This is a genomic window from Gluconacetobacter sp. (genome assembly GCF_047721585.1).
In the GTDB taxonomy this organism is placed as follows: domain Bacteria; phylum Pseudomonadota; class Alphaproteobacteria; order Acetobacterales; family Acetobacteraceae; genus Gluconacetobacter; species Gluconacetobacter dulcium.
Genome location: NZ_JBDNXE010000035.1, coordinates 16,427 through 35,351, shown reverse-complemented (window position 1 = coordinate 35,351; position 18,925 = coordinate 16,427). Strand labels below are relative to the sequence as shown.

Annotated in this window: 18 protein-coding genes and 1 pseudogene; 7 read left to right on the top strand and 12 right to left on the bottom strand. The window is 65.8% G+C overall.

The window, feature by feature from the left end:
* Positions 1 to 445 (top strand): DbpA RNA binding domain-containing protein (locus ABF821_RS08855; RefSeq protein WP_415529742.1); only part of this gene is annotated, 445 nt, incomplete at its 5' end.
* Positions 446 to 506: 61 nt separating this feature from the next.
* Here ABF821_RS08855 and ABF821_RS08850 read toward each other — a convergent pair.
* Positions 507 to 2,045: a methyl-accepting chemotaxis protein gene (locus ABF821_RS08850; RefSeq protein ID WP_415529741.1), complete on the bottom strand. Its 1,539-nt coding sequence runs from the start codon at positions 2,043 to 2,045 to the stop codon at positions 507 to 509.
* A gap of 274 nt (positions 2,046 to 2,319) precedes the next feature.
* Positions 2,320 to 2,709, bottom strand: coding sequence for a hypothetical protein (locus ABF821_RS08845; protein WP_259654769.1), 390 nt, complete (start codon positions 2,707 to 2,709; stop codon positions 2,320 to 2,322).
* 259 nt (positions 2,710 to 2,968) lie between these two features.
* Between ABF821_RS08845 and ABF821_RS08840 the strand changes: the two are divergent.
* Both ABF821_RS08840 and ABF821_RS08835 read left to right on the top strand, forming a co-directional pair.
* Positions 2,969 to 3,142 (top strand): annotated as a pseudogene (locus ABF821_RS08840) (cation:proton antiporter); the annotation flags it as partial.
* Positions 3,143 to 3,251: 109 nt separating this feature from the next.
* Entirely contained in the window at positions 3,252 to 3,719 is a 468-nt protein-coding gene (locus ABF821_RS08835; RefSeq protein WP_415529740.1) for a YbaK/EbsC family protein, read from the top strand.
* Positions 3,720 to 3,869: 150 nt separating this feature from the next.
* Here ABF821_RS08835 and ABF821_RS08830 read toward each other — a convergent pair whose 3' ends face one another.
* Positions 3,870 to 4,151 (bottom strand): hypothetical protein, encoded by a 282-nt coding sequence (locus ABF821_RS08830; protein WP_415529739.1) that lies wholly within the window; start codon positions 4,149 to 4,151, stop codon positions 3,870 to 3,872.
* A 417-nt stretch (positions 4,152 to 4,568) separates the two neighbouring features.
* On the opposite strand from ABF821_RS08830, the gene ABF821_RS08825 reads away from it, so the two are divergent.
* Positions 4,569 to 5,000 (top strand): Ivy family c-type lysozyme inhibitor, encoded by a 432-nt coding sequence (locus ABF821_RS08825; RefSeq protein WP_310888964.1) that lies wholly within the window; start codon positions 4,569 to 4,571, stop codon positions 4,998 to 5,000.
* Positions 5,001 to 5,189: 189 nt separating this feature from the next.
* The gene (locus ABF821_RS08820) at positions 5,190 to 5,597 is read left to right on the top strand and encodes a hypothetical protein (protein ID WP_415529738.1); all 408 of its coding nucleotides are present in this window, start codon (positions 5,190 to 5,192) and stop codon (positions 5,595 to 5,597) included.
* 41 nt (positions 5,598 to 5,638) lie between these two features.
* On the opposite strand, the gene mdoH is transcribed toward ABF821_RS08820, so the two are convergent.
* The 3 genes from mdoH to ABF821_RS08805 all read right to left on the bottom strand — a co-directional run bounded on the left by mdoH (position 5,639) and on the right by ABF821_RS08805 (position 9,919).
* Positions 5,639 to 7,804 carry a glucans biosynthesis glucosyltransferase MdoH gene (mdoH, locus tag ABF821_RS08815; protein WP_415529744.1) on the bottom strand — a complete coding sequence of 722 codons (2,166 nt, stop codon included), beginning with the start codon at positions 7,802 to 7,804 and terminating at the stop codon, positions 5,639 to 5,641.
* A 20-nt stretch (positions 7,805 to 7,824) separates the two neighbouring features.
* Positions 7,825 to 9,363, bottom strand: a complete 1,539-nt coding sequence (locus ABF821_RS08810; RefSeq protein WP_415529737.1) for a glucan biosynthesis protein — start codon at positions 9,361 to 9,363, stop codon at positions 7,825 to 7,827.
* Positions 9,364 to 9,577: 214 nt separating this feature from the next.
* Entirely contained in the window at positions 9,578 to 9,919 is a 342-nt protein-coding gene (locus ABF821_RS08805) for a winged helix-turn-helix domain-containing protein (protein ID WP_182973989.1), read from the bottom strand.
* A 102-nt stretch (positions 9,920 to 10,021) separates the two neighbouring features.
* On the opposite strand from ABF821_RS08805, the gene ABF821_RS08800 reads away from it, so the two are divergent.
* Positions 10,022 to 10,555 (top strand): GNAT family N-acetyltransferase, encoded by a 534-nt coding sequence (locus tag ABF821_RS08800; protein ID WP_415529736.1) that lies wholly within the window; start codon positions 10,022 to 10,024, stop codon positions 10,553 to 10,555.
* Positions 10,556 to 10,576: 21 nt separating this feature from the next.
* On the opposite strand, the gene ABF821_RS08795 is transcribed toward ABF821_RS08800, so the two are convergent.
* The 5 genes from ABF821_RS08795 to ABF821_RS08775 all read right to left on the bottom strand — a co-directional run bounded on the left by ABF821_RS08795 (position 10,577) and on the right by ABF821_RS08775 (position 16,765).
* Positions 10,577 to 12,058 carry a mannitol dehydrogenase family protein gene (locus ABF821_RS08795; protein WP_415529735.1) on the bottom strand — a complete coding sequence of 494 codons (1,482 nt, stop codon included), beginning with the start codon at positions 12,056 to 12,058 and terminating at the stop codon, positions 10,577 to 10,579.
* Between the two features lie 5 nt (positions 12,059 to 12,063).
* Positions 12,064 to 13,170 (bottom strand): FUSC family protein, encoded by a 1,107-nt coding sequence (locus tag ABF821_RS08790; RefSeq protein WP_415529734.1) that lies wholly within the window; start codon positions 13,168 to 13,170, stop codon positions 12,064 to 12,066.
* Between the two features lie 15 nt (positions 13,171 to 13,185).
* A complete protein-coding gene (locus ABF821_RS08785) occupies positions 13,186 to 14,763 on the bottom strand; it encodes a DegQ family serine endoprotease (protein WP_415529733.1) in 1,578 nt (525 codons plus the stop codon).
* Positions 14,764 to 14,864: 101 nt separating this feature from the next.
* Positions 14,865 to 15,539 (bottom strand): SGNH/GDSL hydrolase family protein, encoded by a 675-nt coding sequence (locus ABF821_RS08780; RefSeq protein WP_415529732.1) that lies wholly within the window; start codon positions 15,537 to 15,539, stop codon positions 14,865 to 14,867.
* Positions 15,539 to 16,765, bottom strand: a complete 1,227-nt coding sequence (locus ABF821_RS08775; protein ID WP_415529731.1) for an OpgC family protein — start codon at positions 16,763 to 16,765, stop codon at positions 15,539 to 15,541. Before ABF821_RS08775 ends, ABF821_RS08780 begins: the two co-directional genes overlap by 1 nt.
* A 206-nt stretch (positions 16,766 to 16,971) precedes the next feature.
* Between ABF821_RS08775 and ABF821_RS08770 the strand changes: the two genes are divergently transcribed.
* Entirely contained in the window at positions 16,972 to 18,069 is a 1,098-nt protein-coding gene (locus ABF821_RS08770; RefSeq protein ID WP_415529730.1) for an Mrp/NBP35 family ATP-binding protein, read from the top strand.
* A 27-nt stretch (positions 18,070 to 18,096) separates the two neighbouring features.
* Here the strand turns inward: ABF821_RS08770 and ABF821_RS08765 are convergent, their stop codons facing one another.
* The gene (locus ABF821_RS08765; protein ID WP_182973997.1) at positions 18,097 to 18,924 is read right to left on the bottom strand and encodes a TerB family tellurite resistance protein; all 828 of its coding nucleotides are present in this window, start codon (positions 18,922 to 18,924) and stop codon (positions 18,097 to 18,099) included.
* Position 18,925: the final 1 nt, after the last annotated feature.

Genomic DNA, 18,925 nt, shown 5'->3' with positions numbered 1-18,925 from the left:
CCCGGCGCGTGACGGCGAACCCGCAGCCCGCCGCGAGCGCCCGGCCCGCGACGAACAGGCCCCGCGCGGCGACGGCGTATGGTTCTCCATGAGTGTCGGCCGCCAGGACAAGGCCGACCCGAAATGGCTGGTGCCGCTGATCTGCCGCCTGGGCGGCGTGCGCAAGAACGAGATCGGCTCGATCCGCATCGCCGGCGACCATACGCTGTTCGAAATCGCCACGACATCGGCCGAGCGTTTCAGCGCCTGCGTCGCCGCCACGGATTCCGACGAAGTCCAGATCAGCGCGGCACAGGCTCCGGCCGGTGGTGGCGGTGGTGGTCGGGGCGGCGATCGCGGCCCCGGTGGCGCCCCGCGCGGACGCGGTCCGCGTAGCGCCCCCTCGTCCGGCGCTCCCCGCCGTCGCCCGGCGGCAGGGCCGTCATCGCGCAAGCGCGGCGCCTAAAGCCGCCCGGAACCGTCCACTGCCCGGATACCTCTTCCGGGCAGAACCGCGGTCGGCGGCCCTACGCCACCGAGTCCACCACCTCCGGCGCGAAGACCGCAACACGGGAGGCCGAGGCCGCCGCCGGCTTCGTCGTCGGCGGAACACGGTCGAAAATTTCGCGCAGAGTGAAACGGGAGACCGTCTCCTCCATGCGCCGCGTCTCACGCACCAGGCTCAACGAGGCGGCGGTGACTTCCTCGCCCATCGCGGCGTTCTGCTGGGTCGAAGCGTCGATCTCCCGCACGTTATCCGCGATATGCCGGACTTCGCTGGCCTGCGTCCGCATGGACGCGACGATCGCCCCGAGATGCCGGGTGATATCGTCCATGACAGCCGATACCCGCCCCAGCGACCCGTCGGCCTCGCCGACCAGGCCGACACCCTGATCGATAGACAGCACCGCTTCGCGGATCTTCTGACGAATGTCGCGGGCCTGCTCGGTCGATCGGGTCGCCAGATTGCGGATTTCCGTCGCCACCACGGCGAAACCCCGCCCGGACTCGCCCGCCCGCGCCGCCTCGACGCCCGCATTCAGCGACAACAGATTGGTTTGCAACGCGATATCGTCGATCACTCCGATGATCGTCTCGATCTCACGGGACGATGTTTTGATGACCGCCATCGTTTCCGTGGCCTTGACCATCGCCCGGAGCGTCGCATCCATCGACATCCCGACCGTCTCGACCAGTTTCCCGGCCTCGGAGGCCGACTGCGCGGCATCGCGGGTCCCGTCGGAGAACGTCGCGATGCCGGTCGACATGCTGCCGACATCCCGGGCCTGCCCCTCGGTACGCCCGGCAAGATCACCAACGGCTGACGAAATCTCCGCCGAGGCCGCGGCAACGGCCTGGATGCTCTGTTTCACCTCGTGGAATGCCGTCGCCAATTGCGCGATGGATGCGTTGAAGACCTGCGTCAGGCGCGCATAATCGGGCGCGACCTCGCTCTCGATCCGCGCCAGCAGATTGCCCCTGGCAACCTGCGACAGAGCCCTGTCGAGTTCGGCAATGAATGCCGCCATTTCGGCTTCCTGCCGGCGGATCTGCTCCATGCTAGCTTCCAGATCGGCGCTCAGCCTGATCTGCTCCGCATGGGCAGCTTCCGCCTGCTGCTCGCGCCGCTCCGCTTCAGCACGGCGATGGTCGGCATCCCGCGAAAGGGCCTCGGATCGCTGGAACGCCCCACGTAGCGAGGCCGCCAGCCAGACCAGCGCCACCGTCTCCACGATCAGGATCGCCGCATGCAGAACAAGGCGGAAACTGTCGCAGCCGCCAGGATAAAGCAGGTCGGGGCGATAGAAATTGAGGCCGATATGCTGCACCGCCACCATCAGGGCGGCAATCACGATGGCGGAGCAATCACAGGTCGCCGCAACGAACGCCAGCGCGGCAAAGTAGCCCATATGCACATCGACCTGGAGCTTGTTGCCTGCCAGCAGCGCAATGATGGCCGAAATGTTCGAGACGATCCCAAGACTGGCCGCCGACGAAATCCAGGAAGACCCGGCACCGCCAAACATCAGGCACAGTGCCAGGGCATTCAAGCCGATACTGGCCACAAACCAGGCATATCCGCCGAAACCATAAAAACACATTCCCCCCACGACCAGGGCAAGAACGGCATCAAGGACCAGAAGAAAACAGAGAGCCCTTCTCGTTATGGTTTCGAACGACATGTCATGACCACTCTCCGTCACAGGAAATGGCGCACTCCCACCACTCCGACGGCATGGACGACGGGATTAAAGAGGCCGGAACAGCCCCGATGGCCGACTTCATCACAACATGAAAATGCGCGCGGGCCAATTCCCGCGCGCATTTCCCGACCGGCTTTTACAGGCCGCCCGTCAGCACGCTGGCAGCATCGGCACGGGTCTTCTGGCCCAGCGCATTCAGGCTGTTCTGTTCGGCCGTGCCGGCGGCACGCACGCGGTCCATCTGGGTCTGCGGCATGTTACGCACCGCATTGACCGTATTGCGGCCGCTCTGCACGCGCTGCTGCACACCCTGGGTCACTCCATCGCGATAGGCCCGGCCACGGCCGGCAAGGCAGTCCTCGCGCTGGGCCAGGCGACCGGCGACATCCCACCCCGGCGCCTTGGACTGCGTGCCGGACTGGGCGCAGGCATCGTCCGCCGCGCGGGCAACCGGCATGGCGATGGAGAGCCCGGCCAGAACGGTTATCGGCATGGCGAAAGCAAGCAGGCAATTCCGGATCGTCATTGATCGATTCTCATGTTCTGTGACAACAGCGCACGGAACCATGCCGTGATGGCGGGAATAGGTCCATCGTATGGCAGAACCGGGTCTGCCGCATAGGTCGGTTCCACCCCCGGCATTCCGGCGTTTTTCAGGCCGTCGCGCCTCCCGATTTAATCCCGGACCTTTTCCCTATATGTTCATAAAACGAATAAATAATAACAATTATGGCAAAAACGACATAAATATCATCGCGGTTTTCGGGGTGATCGTGATGCAGCCGGTTGGCGCTCTGCCGCAATGCAAGGGACTGATGGAAATCGTGGCCGCCACCACTCCGCACCATCGCGGCATGGTCTCCACCTTCGCCTTCGTCTCGCGCATGCTACCCACCGCGATATCGACCGTGCTGACAGGCCCGATGTTTCGCCTCTCCGGCGGCGGCCGCGCGACATGAATCCGATCCCCCTCGACGGCGCCGGGCATGCGGGCCACGATGCGCCCTCTGTCCGCGTCCGGGAGCCCAAGGAGCCGTCGTCCATGTCCACCTTTTCGTGTCCCGCCCAATGAGCCTGGAGTCCGTCCGCGCCTTCCTGGCCGAGTACGCGCCCGAGCTGGATATCATCGAACTGGACCAGCCGACCGCGACCGTGGCCGAGGCTGCCGCCGCACACGGCACCCATCCGGCCCAGATCGCCAAGACCATCTCGCTGCGACTGGGCGAGCAGGTGGTGCTGGTGGTCGCGGCCGGCACCGCCCGGCTCGACAATCGCAAGACCAAGGAAGTCTTCGGCCACAAGCCCCGGATGCTCGACCGCGCGGAGGTCGAGTCCCTGACCGGTCACCCGGTGGGCGGCGTCTGCCCGTTCGGCCTGCCCGATCCGCTGCCGGTCTATTGCGACGTATCGCTCCGCGCGTTCGAGACGGTGCTTCCCGCCGCCGGCGCGATCAACAGCGCCGTACGCCTGTCTCCCGACCGCCTGGCCGAACTGACCCATGCCGTCTGGGTCGATATCTGCCAGGCACGCACCTAAAGCATCATCCGACCGGATGGATTCATCTGGTCGGATAAAGATGCTCGATAAAACAATAATCTAGAGCCATATCAGTGGACCAGTGTGAACGGATATCGCTCAAGAACATTTCCACCGAAGGCCGGTTCGGTGGAAATGCTCCGATCCGCTCTAGCGGATCGTCACCGACGGCGGCGGTGGAAGCGCCACCGTCGGTGCGGGCCGAAGCTGCACTGCCGGCGCTGGCGGCGCGGCCCCGACTGGCGGAGCCGTCTTGACCACCGCCACGGGAATGGCGGTATAGCGCGGCTTCGACGGCGGCTTGGGATGCCGCGACAGGGTCAGGAACAGTACGCCATAGGCCACAGCCAGCACGACCAGCACCCCAAGCTTGAGCTTTTTCGGGTTCGGCAGCCTGGGCAGAATGGATGAGGGAGCGGAGCGCAGGCGCATGGCGGGGATGATATTCCTGAACTGACGGGTGCGTCGGCGCGCAACTGGTGAAGAGAGATCATACACCAGACAGACGTACTCTGCACGGGCAGCGGAAAGCCCGGAAGACCGTCTCCATGGCGCGCAACCGCCTGTCCAGAGTAACCCTGACGAGAACGCCGGACATCACGATGCGATTTGCGGCGATCGGAGGATCCTCCCCGCAGGCATTTTCCGGGTAAAAAATCGAATGAGGAAAGGATATTGTAAACCCTCACCCGAGATAAGCGTCTCTGACCTCACACGGCATGACCAGCATGCCGGGCGACAGAGAGGCCTGTCATCGATACCTTACCGCGACGGTATCCGACAGACCCGAAGGCGCTCAACCGTCCGAACCATCCTATCGTCTCGCCATATTCCGGGAGCCACGCCGACGTGCCGCGCCGCCTTATCCATTTCATTCACGCATGCCCCGCCCTGCTGCTCCTGATCAGCCACCCAGGCTGGGCCGCCGAACAGCCGCAGACAGCCGACCTGTTGCTCGAAGCGCCCTATCGCCGGGCCTATGTCGTCATGCAGCGCCTTCCGGACTGGGTCAGTCGCGGGCAGGCGACCTCGACGCCCGTAGCACGGCTCGTGACCAGCGGCCGCAGCTACCTGCTGGGGCATCTGTGCAAGCCCCACGATTGCGATAACAACCAGCTCGATATCGTTTTCGCCGCAGACGGCCACGCCGCCTGGGGATTGCTGCATACCCGGCCGAACGAACGGCAGCCTTTCCTGCAAAGCTGGCTCGGCAATCCCGATCAGGAAATGCAGGCCCTGCTGCTACAGAACCATGCCGCCCTCAACCCGCCCACACCCTGAACGCATCGATCGGCGCAGAGAGACGCTGCGCCGGGCACCCTTTCGTCCTCCGGCACTTCCTGCCATAGTCCCGCCGATTCCGCGCCGCCGCTGCCCGACCCGGCCCGGCGTTCCCCGGGGAAAGCACGGGATCGCCGTCGAGAAGCGCGCGTCGCGTCCCCGGGGCCTCGCACCAGTGGAATACCCAGTGTGACGATTACCCATCCTGGCCGGCTTGCAGTCCTGTTCCTGTCCGGCACCCTCGCCGTCTCCCCCGCCTTCGCGCAGACCGACGACGATGAGGCAGCCGCTCCTCCCCCTGCGGTGCAGTTGCAGAAGATCGTGGCAGTGCTGCAGAGTGATCCAAATTCCACGAGCCAGTCATGCGTCGATGCCCTGACCGAACTGCACAAGACGCAGGACACGCTGGAAGCCGAACAGAAGCGGACCAATGACCCCGATATGGCAGTCGCTCGGGACGTACTGGAAACCGATTTCGAAACCGCGGTCGAATCCTGCGCTGCCGACGCCACTGCCTTATGTGACAAGCACGGCAGCGATCCCAAGGTAGCCCGGGCCTGCACGACCCTAGACCAGCCCGGCCCTGCCCCGAAATAAGCGGCAGGGGCAGAGAATACCGGCGCGCCCTGCCAAATCGTTCAGCCGCGCCGTTCACCGCCGCGTAGGGCGTCGAGCCGCTCCAGACCGTCCGCGCTACCCAGCACGGCAGCCTTTTCGGTCCGGCGCAGCCGCTTGACCGCACTGTCCGGATCGGGGCTTTCCGACAGTTTCAGTAACCCGACCAGCAGGTCGGGATTGATTGGGTCCCCCGGCCGGCGTGGCGGCGGCAGCATCGCGCGGTGCGCGGCCATCAGTCCGGGATCAGCCAGCAGAAGATGGATTGCCTCGCCACCCTCGGCCTCCGGCCGCGCGGCGTTGGCGGCAGCGGCACGGCGCAGGATATCCGGCGGCGACGTTTCCTCGGGAATCAGCAGCAGCCCGGCCCGCAGCAGGGCCTGGCCGGCATCACGGCTGCTGGTTGTCGCTGCCAGCGGAATGGCGAAAACCAACCCCAGCAGCACCGGCGTCATCCACAGAAACAGCGGGATCGACACACTCCACGCACAGGCGCCCAGGACCAGGCCAAACAGCATGTAAATCCAGTAGGCCCGCACCGTATCCATGAACGGCACCCCGCCATCGTCGCGGCGCTGCGCGTTCCAGCCCGAATCACGTCCCAGCAGGATCGACAGCACGCCCGAGGTCTGGATCAGCATCGCTACCGGCGCGACCAGCCCGCCGATCAGCGTTTCAACCAGTACAGACAACGCCGCCCGCACCGCTCCGCCGCAGCCCCGACGAGTGGCCGGATCGAACAGCAGCGCGACATAGGCCAGCAGCTTGGGTGCCAGCAGGATCCCCATGGTGCCGATGAACACATATTTCGCCTGTTCCGGATCAACGTGCGGCCAGTTCGGATAAAGGGATTTGGTATCGCCGAAATATTCCGGCTTCTCGAAGCGCGACTGCAACGAGATCAAAATGCCCGCGAGCAGGAACAGCAGCCACAGCGGCGACGTAACATAGGAGCCGATGCCCATGAGCATGTGCATCCGGCTGACCCAATTCAGGCCCCGTGTCCCCACCACCTTGGCATGTTGCAGGTTGCCCTGGCACCAGCGGCGATCGCGGATCGCGATATCGGTCAGCGACGGCGGGCTTTCTTCGTACGATCCGGGCAGGCCCGGCACCATGTGAATGGCCCAGCCGCCCCGGCGCATCAGCGCGGCCTCGACGAAATCATGGCTGAGGATATGTCCACCGAACGGCTTGCGCCCCGGCAGATGGGGCAGGCCCGCCTGCTCGGCGAAGGCACGGGTGCGGATCACCGCGTTATGCCCCCAGTAATTGCCCTCCGAACCGTGCCACCAGGCAATGCCGTGGGCGATCAGCGGACCATAGACCCGGCCCGCGAATTGCTGCATGCGCGCGAACAGCGTGGTGCCGTTGACGATTTCCGGCAGGGTCTGGATCAGGCCCACGCCCGGATTGCGCTCCATGGCAGCCACGATGCGCACCACCGTCCCACCCGCCATCAGGCTGTCGGCGTCCAGCGTGACCATCTGGGCATAGGCTCCGCCGAAACGACGTACCCATTCGGCAATGTTGCCCGCTTTGCGCTCGGTGTTCAGTGGCCGCCGGCGATAGAAGATGCGCCCGTCTCCACCCGTCGCTGCCCGCAGAGCCAGGAACGCGGCCTCTTCCTCGACCCACACATCCGGATTGGTGGTGTCGGAAAGGATAAAGAAATCAAACGAATCCAGCCGGCCAGTCGCCGCCATGCTGTCATACATGGCGCGCAGGCCGGCCATCACCCGTCCCGGACTTTCGTTATATGTCGGCATCAGCAGGGCGGTGCGGGTCGAAAGCGCCGGCAATTCCCCGTCGCATGCAATCCCCAGCCCCAGACCACCATGACGCAATAGCGAGACGAAACCGCCCACGGCGGAAGTAAAGGCCAGCGCAATCCACTGGAACAGTAGCACGAACAGGACGAGCACGATCACGCCCAGCACCGAGTACCCCACCGAGTTCAGCACCCGGTTCATCGCGTAGGCGCCATAGATCGTCAGCAGGGTGGCCGAACCGATCACCGCCAGCCGCCGCAGTGCCATCAGCGCAGGCTCGGTAACCGGCACGCGCGGCCGGCCATGCGTCAGGGGAGGTTCGGACAGCGATTGCGTCGCCATCTCCAGCGGAGCTTCGTCCGGCAGGGCCCGAAACGCGCCACCATCGCCTGTCCCCGGCCGGGATCCGTCTCCCATGCCCATCTCTGCGCGCAGCCCTAGGGTGTCCATCGGTAGGTCCATTGTTCGGAGACCGGCCCGGCATCATTGGCCAGGACGCAAGTCAGTTCGGCGATCCTGGCGTTGCCCGGTGCGAATTCGAATGTCGTGCGCCACCCCTGGATGGCCGGATCGGGTTCGACCACGACGTTGCGGATCGTCCCGGCCGAACTGCTGGGCACCAGATGGAATTTGGCATCCGGCGGCAAATTCTCGAATGGCGCGCCGCTGAAATCGATCGCAAAGAACCGCGCGGCCGGATCATCGGTCACCGCACCGACACGGGTGGCGGCAATCCGCGCCAGCTTGGTCGGCCAGGGCGTATCCCAACCCCAGTACATGCGATAGGTAAAGGCATATTCCTGCCCCGCCGCCAGCCCACCGCTGGGGCGCCAGAACGACACGATGTTGTCGTTCACCTCGTTGGGCGTCGGGATTTCCACCAGATCGACCGCACCTGGCCCCCAGTCGCCGATCGGCTCGATCCACAGCGACGGACGCTTTTCGTAATTGAGCGCCAGATCCTCGAAATCGGCGAAAGCCCGCTTGCGCTGCATCAGCCCGAAGCCGCGCATCGAATTGTCCGAGAACGCCGAGAATTGCAGGTCGCGCGGATTGCGCAGCGGCCGCCACAATTGCTGGCCGCTACCGGTCCAGATCGAAAGTGCTTCGCTGTCATGCGCGGCAGGGCGCCAGTCATCGACATGATTGCGGTCGTTGGCGTCGAAATAGAACATGCCCGTCAGCGGCGCGATGCCCGGTTCGTCGATCTTCGTGCGCGGATACACATAGGACTGCACATCGAAAACAGTCATGTCGCCCGGGCGGATGGTAAAGCTGAAAGCCCCCGCGACCGACGGGCTGTCCAGCAGCGCATGCACCACCACGGAATCGACCCCTGGCTGTGGCTTTTCCAGCCAGAAGGCGCGGAACAGCGCGAATTCTTCACCTTTCGGATTGCCCGTGCCATCGGCGAAACCACGGGCCGAGAGGCCGTAATTCTGCCCCTTGGCCACCGCGCGGAAATAAGACGCGCCCAGAAAGACGCAGAATTCCTCCATTACGCCCGGCGTGTTGATCGCATAGCGCAGACGCAGCCCGGCAAAACCCACATTGTCCGGCACCTTCAGCTTCGGGTCGCCATAGGTGAACAGATCGGGATTATAGGGCACCGGCGCCGATTTGCCGTCCACAACCTCATAGATCTCAATACGGGGACGGTAGAGAAAACCGCGTGGGAAGAATTCCACGTCGAAGGCCAGGTTCTGGCCGTGCCAGAGCGCCTGGTCCTCGCGATAGGCGATCGAGCGGTACTGATCGAAATTCATCGAATCAATCGCCGCAGGCAGGGTCTGCTCGGGCGCACGATAGGGCCGGCGCGACAATTGCTGGGCGATCCGGCGCACCGTGCCTGCCTCGAAGGCGCCGGTCGGTGAGGGCGCACCTGGTGCGTCGGCATGGGCGGCGCGGGCGCCTGCCCCCAACATCGACAGCAGGGAGACACCCGCTCCGGTCTTCACGAGATCGCGTCTTAACATCCTTGCTCCCCGAACGCCGCGCATGGCAACGCCATCCGTCCATGATCTGCCACCGGCGCCAGAGCGCCAGCGGGTTGCGTTGCAGCGCCGCTGACGTCGGCGCCTCCAAAGCCATACAGGCAATCTCTTAATTATGACAAAGGCCTGTGGCCACATTGCGGCGCGTTGTGACAATTCCCAAACATGAAATGATCAACGCAATGGCACACGGCCCTCATCGCGGTGCGAGACGCGTAGCCAGTTCGCGCAACGCCGGCAGGGCCGCCTGTGCTGCCCGCTCCTCGATCTCGCGATACAGACGCAGGATCTCGATCCCGGCCGGCGACAACTCGGCACCACCGCCCCCACCCGGTCGGGTCGCCACCACCGGCTCCGCGAAGGCGGCATTCATCGCCTCGACCAGCAGCCACGCGCGTCGATAGGACATCCCCATCGCCCGCGCAGCGCCGGAAATCGAACCGCTGGCACCGATGGCTTCCAGCAAGCGGATCTTGCCATGACCCAGCAGCGGCGCGTCATGCGCGTCGATCCGCACCGTCAGACGCGCATCCTCCATCCCACACCGTCTCCCGCTCCCGATAGCGCCAGCACTGTCCGCCTGCGCGCCGCATGCTATGCTGGAGTTGTCGCCCGCCTGTCGAGAGCGTTTTTGCCGCCCATGCCGACTGCCACATCCATACCAGGCTCCCGCCAGCCAAGCTGGCGCACCATGCATCCGACCGATCTGCCCGCCGTGCTGGATATCGCGGCGCGCGTGCATCCCGCCTATCCCGAAGGCGAAGCAGTCTTCGCCGAACGGCTCGCCCTATGCCCCGTCGGTTGCCTGGTCCTCGACCGAGGCGCGGGGCTCGAAGGCTATGTCATCAGCCATCCCTGGTGCGCCGCCGCCCCGCCGGCATTGGATTGCGCACTGGGCGCGCTGCCAGCACGGCCGGATTGCTGGTATCTGCACGATATCGCACTGTTGACCGACGCCAGGGGTCAGGGCGCCCCTGCCACCGCGCTGGCGATCCTGGCCGAACGTGCAGCATCGGCCGGCCTGTCGCGCATTGCACTCATCGCGACCGGCAGTGCCGGAGCTTACTGGCTGCGTGTCGGATTCACCCCGATCGACGAGCCGGAGGCCACCGCCATTCTCGCCAGCTACGACCCGAAAGCACGGCTGATGACCCGTGCCGTGCAACCGGGCTAACACGCCAGCAAGGCGGCGCCGTCAGGCTGCCAAACCACCGCATTCCGCCAGCGCGGCCCGCACGCCGATTGCGCGAATGGCCTCACGGGCGGCGACGATGGCATCGGTCAACGCAACGCTCCGCACGTCGCGCCAACCATCGAAGGCAGGCAGGGCCAGCGCCGCGCGCAGGTCTTCGGCATCGGCCAGTTCCAGTTGCGCGGCATCCAGCGTCGGTTCTGCGGGCGTATATTGCACGCCCGTTTCATCCACACCGCGCAACGCTTCCAGATAGGCCGCGATGCCGAAGGCGATACGCCGCAGATCGCCACCATCGGACAGCACGCGCCGCACCGTTTCGGTCCAGAAAACCTGAATCTTGGACGATCCATCGCCTCCGATCCGCAGCAACTGGTCCGCCATCGCCGGATTGGAAAAACGCCGCAATATGCTGCGCCGGTAATCCTGCGGGTCTAGGCCAGCCGGCGCATCAAGGCGCGGAATCACATCCAGTTCCAGATAGGCGTTGACGAACCGCGCCAGATCCCGGTCGCGCAATGCCTCATCCACCTGGCGATAGCCCAGCAAGATGCCAGGGAAGGCCAACAGGATATGCGACGCATTCAGCATCCGTACTTTTACGTGCTCATAGCCGGTCACGTCGGCCACGAACTGAACGCCCGCCTGCTCCAACGCCGGCCGGCCGGCGCAGAACCGGTCTTCCACCACCCATTGGGTGAAATCCTCGGCCACCAACGGCAGCGCATCGTCCAGACCGCTGGCGGCATTCAACGTGCGAGCAATCGCGTCGTCCACCGACGGCGTGATGCGATCGACCATGCCGTTGGGGAAGGTGACATGGGCCTCGATCCACGCCGCCAGATCTGGATCGCGCGCCTGGGCGAACCCCAGGAACGCCGTCCGCGCCACATCGCCATTATGGCGCAGGTTATCACAGGAAAGCACGGTGAACGGTCCGCTCCCGGCGGCGCGACGACGGGCCAGAGCTTCGACAACAAAGCCGAAAATGGTCGTCGGCAGGGCATCACCGGCCAGATCAGCCCGCACCGCAGCGTTATCCAGGCGAAACGCCCCTGTCGTCTCGTCGATGTTGTAGCCACCTTCGGTGATCGTCATGCTGACAATACGCACCGCTGGATCGGCCAACAGGTCCAGCACGACCGTCGGATCGGCCGGGGCCAGCAGATAGGCATGCAGCGCACCGATGACCCGCACTGTCCGCGCACCGTCCGGAGCGGCCTCGGTCAGGGAGTAAAGGCAGTCCTGCTCCGTGAACTGGCTGGCCTTGCGTTCGGACCGCGCCCCCGCCGTCAGCCCGACACCGGCGATCCCCCAATCCTGCTGCCCCGCCAGCGCCAGGCAACGATCGACATAGAAGGCTTCGTGAGCCCGGAAGAAATTGCCGACTCCAAAATGAACGATGCCGGTCCGGATGGTGGTCGGATCATAGCCGGGGGCGGACACACCCGCCGGAAGAGTCTTCGGGATCGTCCGGTTCAGCATGGGATCTACCCTCCGCTTTTCTTCGTCTCTGCATATGGATGCGCCGCGCCATCAGACCAGACCGCCTCCACCGCGCGTTCCAGATCTTCATGCAGCATCCCCAGAGTGAACTGCATGGGCGCGCTCCAGGAGGGACCCGGCGGGTGCAGCACTGCCAATACGGTCGCCGCGTCCTCGCGCGAAATCCGTCGGCGGCCACGCGCAGCGCGCGCGCAACGGCGCGAAAGCTGCGACAGCACGCGCGCCAGCGCCCGCCGTTCGGCATCCAGGGCCGCATCCACGCTCGGCAACTCCCCCGCCTCGGTCGCCGCACGAGCGGCGAAGACCGCACTGCCGCGCAGGCGCCGCAGCAGGCCGGGCAGAACATCCAGCAGCGGATCGGCCTTGCGGCGCAGGATGCGCATCCCCTCCACCCTGGCCTCGGCTACCGCGCCGTAGATTTCCTGCAAATGGGTGCGGCATGCCTCGTCGATCGTCTCGATCGTATCGTGATCCAGTTCGCCACGCAGCGCGCGGTCCAGCAGATCCGCGATATCGGCGATCAACCGGCCGGACGCAGTCAGCACGTCTCCTCGCGCGGCATCGTGCAGCACGAACATCGTCACCACGAGCGAGGTCACGACACCGATCAGGATCGAGGCGATCCTGTCCAGCGGTCGGAGGAACGGGTCACCGCTGATCGGAAACAGCAACACGATCATCAGCGTCACGGCGGCGAAGCGCAGGTTCGGTCGCGCCGCCGCCAGCAGCGCCAGCGGCGTCAGCGCCAGCCAGAACGCAACCCAGTCCGGCAGTATCCCCGTCTGGACCATCAGGATAGCCAGCAGCCCCGCCCCGGCCCCGACCAGCGTGCCCACGATCTGGTCCCGCCCGGTGGTCAGGGTCTGGGTAATCCGGCTTTGCGTGACGATGACCGAGGTAATCACCGACCAGACGGGTTCATGCAGATGCACCACCCGCGCCAGAAGGTCTGACAGCAGAACCGACACCAGCAGGCGCGCCGCCTGGCGGATTTCCGCACCCCTGGGTTCCAGCACCCGGCGGATCGCCGTCCAGCGCGCAGGCGGCGGCGCAACCGGACCGTCCGCAACATTCAGAGCATCACGGTCCATGATGGGCTACGAACGTTATTTCGCGTCATCCGCCAACGGCAGGGGTACCCAGCGCAGGCCGTCGGCATTCTGAACCAGGAACAGAATCGACCGCCGATGCTTGGCCCGCGCCGCATCGACCGACCGCCGCAGATCGGCAGGGGTCGCGACTTCGGCCTGCTGAACCTGGGTGATCACGTCGCCGGCCCGCAGGCCGCGATCCGCCGCCGCTCCATCCTGCGCCACACTGGTCACGACCACGCCCTTCTGCCCTTCGGCCAGGTTGAATTTCTGCCGGGCCACGTCGTCGATCGCCCCCACGGTCAGGCCCAGGCCCTGAAGCTGGACGCTGCCCTGCGCCTTGGCATCGGGCTTGGGGGCCGGCGCCTCCTTGGGGTCCTCGGGCAGCGCGCCGACCGTGACCGAGGCCGTCACTGCCTGGCCATGCCGCCAGACCCCCAGCTTCACCACCTGTCCGGGCGCCGTGTCGGCCATCAGGCGCGGCAGGGCGCGGCCGTCGATCTCCTTGCCGTTCAGGGTCTGGATCACATCACCGACCTGCAATTTCGCCGCGGCGGCCGGTCCCTTGGCTTCGACACCGGCGATCAGCGCGCCATGAGCGGCCTTCAGCCCCAGCCCGTCGGCGATGTCCTGCGTCACGTCCTGAATTCGCACGCCGATCCAACCGCGCGAGACCTTGCCGGTGCGGCGCAACTGATCGATGATTCCCCGCGCCTCGGCCGAGGGGATCGAAAACCCGATACCAATCGACCCGCCGGACGGCGAATAGATTGCGGTATTGATCCCGATCACCTGCCCCTGCATGTCAAACAGCGGACCGCCCGAATTCCCTTTGTTGATCGGCGCATCGGTCTGGATGAAATCGTCGTATGGCCCCTGCTCGATATTGCGGCCGCGCGAGGAGATGATGCCCGCCGTCACCGTACCGGACAAACCGAACGGGTTGCCGATCGCCAGCACCCAGTCCCCAACCCGCGCATGGTCGCTGTCACCAAAGACCACGGCGGGTAGCGGGTGGGAGGTCTCCACCTTCAGCACCGCAAGATCGGTCCTGTCATCGTGCCCAATCAGCTTGGCCTTGAGAACGGTATTGTCCTGGAGCGTCACCGTGATCTGGTCCGCGTGGCGGATAACATGATTGTTGGTGACCACGATCCCAGACGCATCGATGATGAAGCCCGACCCCAGGGCCTGCATCTTGCGCGGCGCAGCCTCCGGACCGTTCTGGTGGCTCATGAAATCGTGGAAAAATTTCTCGAAGGGCGACCCTTCGGGGAAATTCGGGATCTGCGGCGCATCCTCGCCGTCACCATCCGACTCCCCATCGTCATCCCCAGGCTTGACCGTCTCGGTGGTCGAGACGTTGACCACTGCCGGCAGCAACCGTGCCGCCAGATCGGCAAAACTGTCGGGGGTCCCCCGGCCCGGCCCAGGCAGGCGGATCGACGGCGCGGCATCGGCCTGCGGCGGTGCCGGCGGGGGCGGCACCATGGCAGGCTCGGCCCAGGCGGCGCTTGCCGCGGTCAGGGACAGGGAAACCGCCAGCCCGACGGCGGCGAACGGGCGAGGGAAAACCGGAACAGGCAAAGACATCGGGTACAGCGCTTCCAGCAGTCAGGTCGTCGTGACCAGACTATCCTAGAGCATGATCGCGCCCGAATCGGAAGGGCTGACCCGCGCCTCGCGCGGGACGATCAATGGTTGGGGAGAAATGCGCCCGCCGGAGCCCCCGTCAGTTCCACCAGCCAGCGCGCGACAGCCTCGCCCAGCAGCAGGTAGCCCCGGTCGCCCATATGCAGCCCGTCGGGTGACAATTCGTCACGGTCCATGCCCAGCTCGGCACACCAGGATTTCATGCGGGCATAACGGCCGAAGACCGGAATCCCCAGGTCCGAGCCGATGCGATGCACCGCCGGGACAAAAGGCGGGAAGGCCGCGCATTCCTCGAGCATACGGCAATATTGCGGGTCGATCAGCGCCAGGTCGGCCCCCGTGGCGCGGGTGGCCAGCAGATCCCGGCGTGTCAGATCCTCGTAGGTTTCCAGCTTCACGCCCTGCCAGGCATCGTTGCTGCCGGTCTGCCACATCACGAGGTCCGCGTCGTCGGCCAGCACGCCGGGCAGGCGGTCGTGCATTTCCTGCGCGCCGTTGCCGCCGATCCCGCGATTGATCACCGTCAACCCGCCCGTCACGAAGGGCGCCAGGGTGCGTTCGAAGACGGCGGCGAAGCCATGTTCCGGACTGCTGGCACCGATCCCCTCGGTGGTCGAGGACCCGAACAGGGTCACGCGCACCGGCCGGCCGCGTCGCAGCCGGTCGGTCAGGCGCGGCAGGATCGGAGAGGGCGGACCTTCGGTCGCATCATTCATCAACGGGCTCTTTCCATTACGCTCCCCGCAGGAGCCGGGTTGCCGCGTCCCTCCGCTGCCGCAGGAGGCGCCGCCTGACGCTGTTTCTGCCTGATGCGCGCCCGATCGAGAACCGTCGCGAGTTCCCACAGGATCGTGAATCCAATCACATTCACCGCGATCTGCAACATCCAGCCCGAACCGAAGGAGGTAAAGATCAGCCGCGCATACAGGTCGATCACCGTCCCCGCCGAGAAGACTTCCAGCGAATGGCGCCCGAAGAGCGCCATCACCCGCCCTATCCGTCCCTCCGCAGCACCACGCACGCCATGCGAGGACTGAACCAGATAGAAGATTGCCAGCACGTCCAGCAGCCGCAGCGGGGCGAGTACGCTCTTGTCCGGCGCGGTGATGGCGAAGGGCCGCAGATCGGGCAGCCCCCATTGCTGCCAGGGAAAGGCCTCGAGCGCGGAGACGGCCAGATAGAGGCCACAGACCCAGCGCAGCCAACCCCGGCGCGGCAGGCTGCCGTCATGCCGCCCGGCCACCACGGCGGCGCAGGCCCCCAGCGTGAACAGGAACTGCCAGGCCAGCGGATCGAAATACCAGCCATCCGGGTCCAGCCAGTTGGGGAAATTGATCGAGGGGTCGAGGTTAATGAGCAGCCACAGGCTGGCACTCAGCGCCAGCGTTAGCCACAGACTGACCCGCATCATCAGATAGATCAGCGGGAAAACCCCGAGCAGAACCATATAAAGCGGCAGGATATTCAGATTGCTGGGCAGCGCGTCGAGAAACAGGACCCGCCATAAGGAGCTCAGCCCGTGGGCCAGTTCGGGCTCCAGGAAATCGACCGGCACCGGCCAGAATGCGCGCCAGTATCGGATGGTGGCCGTGGTCACTACCACCATGACGGCCTGGAAGACGTACAATCGCACGCAGCGCCGCCACACCCGGCCCACACCGGCCCGTAACCCGACGCGCTCGAAATTCCGGCCATAGGCCAACCAGGAAGCATAGCCCGCCAGCAGCACGAAGATCTCTGCGGCGTCGGCAAAGCCGACATTGCGCAACGTAAAGCGATTCAGCACGTTCTGCGGAATATGATCGACGAACATCATCAACAGCGCGACCCCGCGCAGCGCGTCGATCCGGTGATCACGCCGGCTGCCCGTTGGCCTTGGCGGCACCGTGGCCCCTTGTCCTGATCCGGACGAGACCTGCGGACCAGGCGCAGATGCAGTCATATCAGCCGGCTCTCCTGCCCGCCGCGAACATGCGGCATCTTCGACAAATGGCGCAGAACCGCTCGCCACTCCAGTCCCGTTGCGATTTCTTACATATGCCCCGAAGACGCGGGCACGACCATTCCGATTTGCGCGCAGACGGTTTTCGCCTATGTCCGGGCAACGACGCGACCACGCTCCGCGCGGCCGCCACGGAAGGATAGACCATGACGGAACCCACGCCGGCGCGGATCGCCGACATCCTGCGCCAGGTCCGCGACGCGGACGGATCCACGATCCTGGACCATGCGGCCCTGGACACGACGATGCTGCGCGACGGCACATTGCATGTCGCCCTGGCCACCGACCGGGCGGCGGCCGGACGCATCCAGTCCCTGCTGCCGGCGGCCGAACAGGCATTGCTGGCACTGCCCGGCGTGGTCGCCGCCAGCGTCATCCTGACCGCCCATCGCCCGGCAGCCGCTCCCGCCCCGGCGCCGGCCGGTGGCCACCGGCCGCTGAATCTCGGCACCCCCGGCGGCCGGGCCGCGCAGGGACCGATCCTGCCGGACGTGCGCACCGTGATCGCCGTCGCCTCGGGCAAGGGCGGGGTCGGCAAATCGACGACCGCCGTAAACCTGGCCGTCGGGCTGGGGATGGAGGGCCTGCGCGTCGGCCTGCTTGATGCCGACATCCATGGCCCTTCCCTGCCGCGCATGATGGGCCTGCACCAGCCGCCCCAGGTCCGCGACGGTCGCATGGCGCCGCTGGAGGCGTGGGGCATCCGCGCCATGTCCATCGGCCTGCTGGTGGACGAACGCCAGGCCATGATCTGGCGTGGCCCGATGGTGATGGGTGCGCTGGGTCAGCTTCTGGGTGACGTGGAATGGGGCGCGCTGGACGTGCTGGTGGTGGACATGCCCCCTGGTACCGGCGACGCCCAATTGACCCTGGCCCAGAAGGTCTCACTGGCCGGCGCGGTGATCGTCTCCACCCCGCAGGACATCGCGCTGCTGGATGCACGGCGCGGGATCGCGATGTTCGAGAAGATGAATGTCCCCGTATTGGGGATGGTCGAGAACATGTCCTATTTCTGCTGCCCGAACTGCGGCCACCGCACCGACCTGTTCGGCCACGGAGGTGCCAGGGCCGAAGCCGAGGCGCTGGGCGTGCCCTTCCTGGGTGAAATCCCGCTGCTGGCCGATATCCGCGCCAGCGCGGACGCCGGTGCCCCCATCGTGATCTCGACGCCCGACAGCCCCGCCGGCCTGGCCTATCGTGCCCTGGCCCATACGGTGGCGGCTACCGTCAGGCGGGTGAAATAACGAGCGGGATCGCCAGCGGCACGAACCTCAAAGCTTCCTGTCGCGCTTGACGCGGTCCCAGGCGGCGTTGATCCGGGCGATCCGCCCGGCCGCCGCTTCAACCGCCGCCTCATCGGCACCACGGGCCGTCATGGCGTCGGGGTGATGTTCTCGCACCAGGACACGCCAGGCCGCGCGCACTTCGCCGTCCGTCGCATTGCGCGCCACGCCGAGCACGGCATAGGCGTCGATCTCGCTGACATCGGGCCGCGCGCCGCCGGACTCCGCGCGGTCCCATGCGCCAGCACTCAGGCCGAAGGCCTGATGCACGCGCCGCAGGAAGCGGATTTCTGCCGGATGCAGTGTCTCGCCATGGCCCAGATCGGCGCGTGCGATGACGAACAGAACGGCCAGCGCCTCTTCCAGCATTTCAGGCTTGTCATGGAAAGCGCGGCCCAATTCGGTGGCGAAGGCTTCGAAATCGTCGACCCGCTGCCGTGCCTGGTCGAACAGGCGGCCCACGTCGCTCGCATTCTCGGCGGGAATCTGGAACCGGCGCTTGAAGGCGTCGATTTCGGCCCGGTTCACCGGCCCGTCGCATTTGGCGACCTTGGCGCACAGCACCACCATCACCAGCCCGTAAAGCTGGTCACGCTTGCCCATGACCGAGGCCAGCTTGGCCGCGACGAAGGTCGCCGCCCCATTGGGGTCGGCATTCACCCGTGGGGCCCAGCGGTCGGTCCAGCCGCCGACGGGCGTTTCCAGAATCGACCCGTTATCGGCCGCGTGGCCAAGGGCCGCGCCCACCACGGCGCCCATGGGGCCGCCGACCGCGAACCCCGCCACACCACCGAATAATTTACCCCAGATCGCCATT

Coding starts and splice junctions, on each gene's coding strand:
- ABF821_RS08780 (WP_415529732.1), bottom strand. CDS start 15,539: ATGAATGATGCGACCGAAGGTCCGCCCTCTCCGATCCTGCCGCGCCTG.
- ABF821_RS08845 (WP_259654769.1), bottom strand. CDS start 2,709: ATGACGATCCGGAATTGCCTGCTTGCTTTCGCCATGCCGATAACCGTT.
- ABF821_RS08765 (WP_182973997.1), bottom strand. CDS start 18,924: ATGGCGATCTGGGGTAAATTATTCGGTGGTGTGGCGGGGTTCGCGGTC.
- ABF821_RS08835 (WP_415529740.1), top strand. CDS start 3,252: ATGAGCCTGGAGTCCGTCCGCGCCTTCCTGGCCGAGTACGCGCCCGAG.
- ABF821_RS08790 (WP_415529734.1), bottom strand. CDS start 13,170: ATGGACCGTGATGCTCTGAATGTTGCGGACGGTCCGGTTGCGCCGCCG.
- ABF821_RS08775 (WP_415529731.1), bottom strand. CDS start 16,765: ATGACTGCATCTGCGCCTGGTCCGCAGGTCTCGTCCGGATCAGGACAA.
- ABF821_RS08800 (WP_415529736.1), top strand. CDS start 10,022: ATGCCGACTGCCACATCCATACCAGGCTCCCGCCAGCCAAGCTGGCGC.
- ABF821_RS08810 (WP_415529737.1), bottom strand. CDS start 9,363: ATGTTAAGACGCGATCTCGTGAAGACCGGAGCGGGTGTCTCCCTGCTG.
- ABF821_RS08770 (WP_415529730.1), top strand. CDS start 16,972: ATGACGGAACCCACGCCGGCGCGGATCGCCGACATCCTGCGCCAGGTC.
- ABF821_RS08795 (WP_415529735.1), bottom strand. CDS start 12,058: ATGCTGAACCGGACGATCCCGAAGACTCTTCCGGCGGGTGTGTCCGCC.
- mdoH (WP_415529744.1), bottom strand. CDS start 7,804: ATGGGAGACGGATCCCGGCCGGGGACAGGCGATGGTGGCGCGTTTCGG.
- ABF821_RS08805 (WP_182973989.1), bottom strand. CDS start 9,919: ATGGAGGATGCGCGTCTGACGGTGCGGATCGACGCGCATGACGCGCCG.
- ABF821_RS08785 (WP_415529733.1), bottom strand. CDS start 14,763: ATGTCTTTGCCTGTTCCGGTTTTCCCTCGCCCGTTCGCCGCCGTCGGG.
- ABF821_RS08830 (WP_415529739.1), bottom strand. CDS start 4,151: ATGCGCCTGCGCTCCGCTCCCTCATCCATTCTGCCCAGGCTGCCGAAC.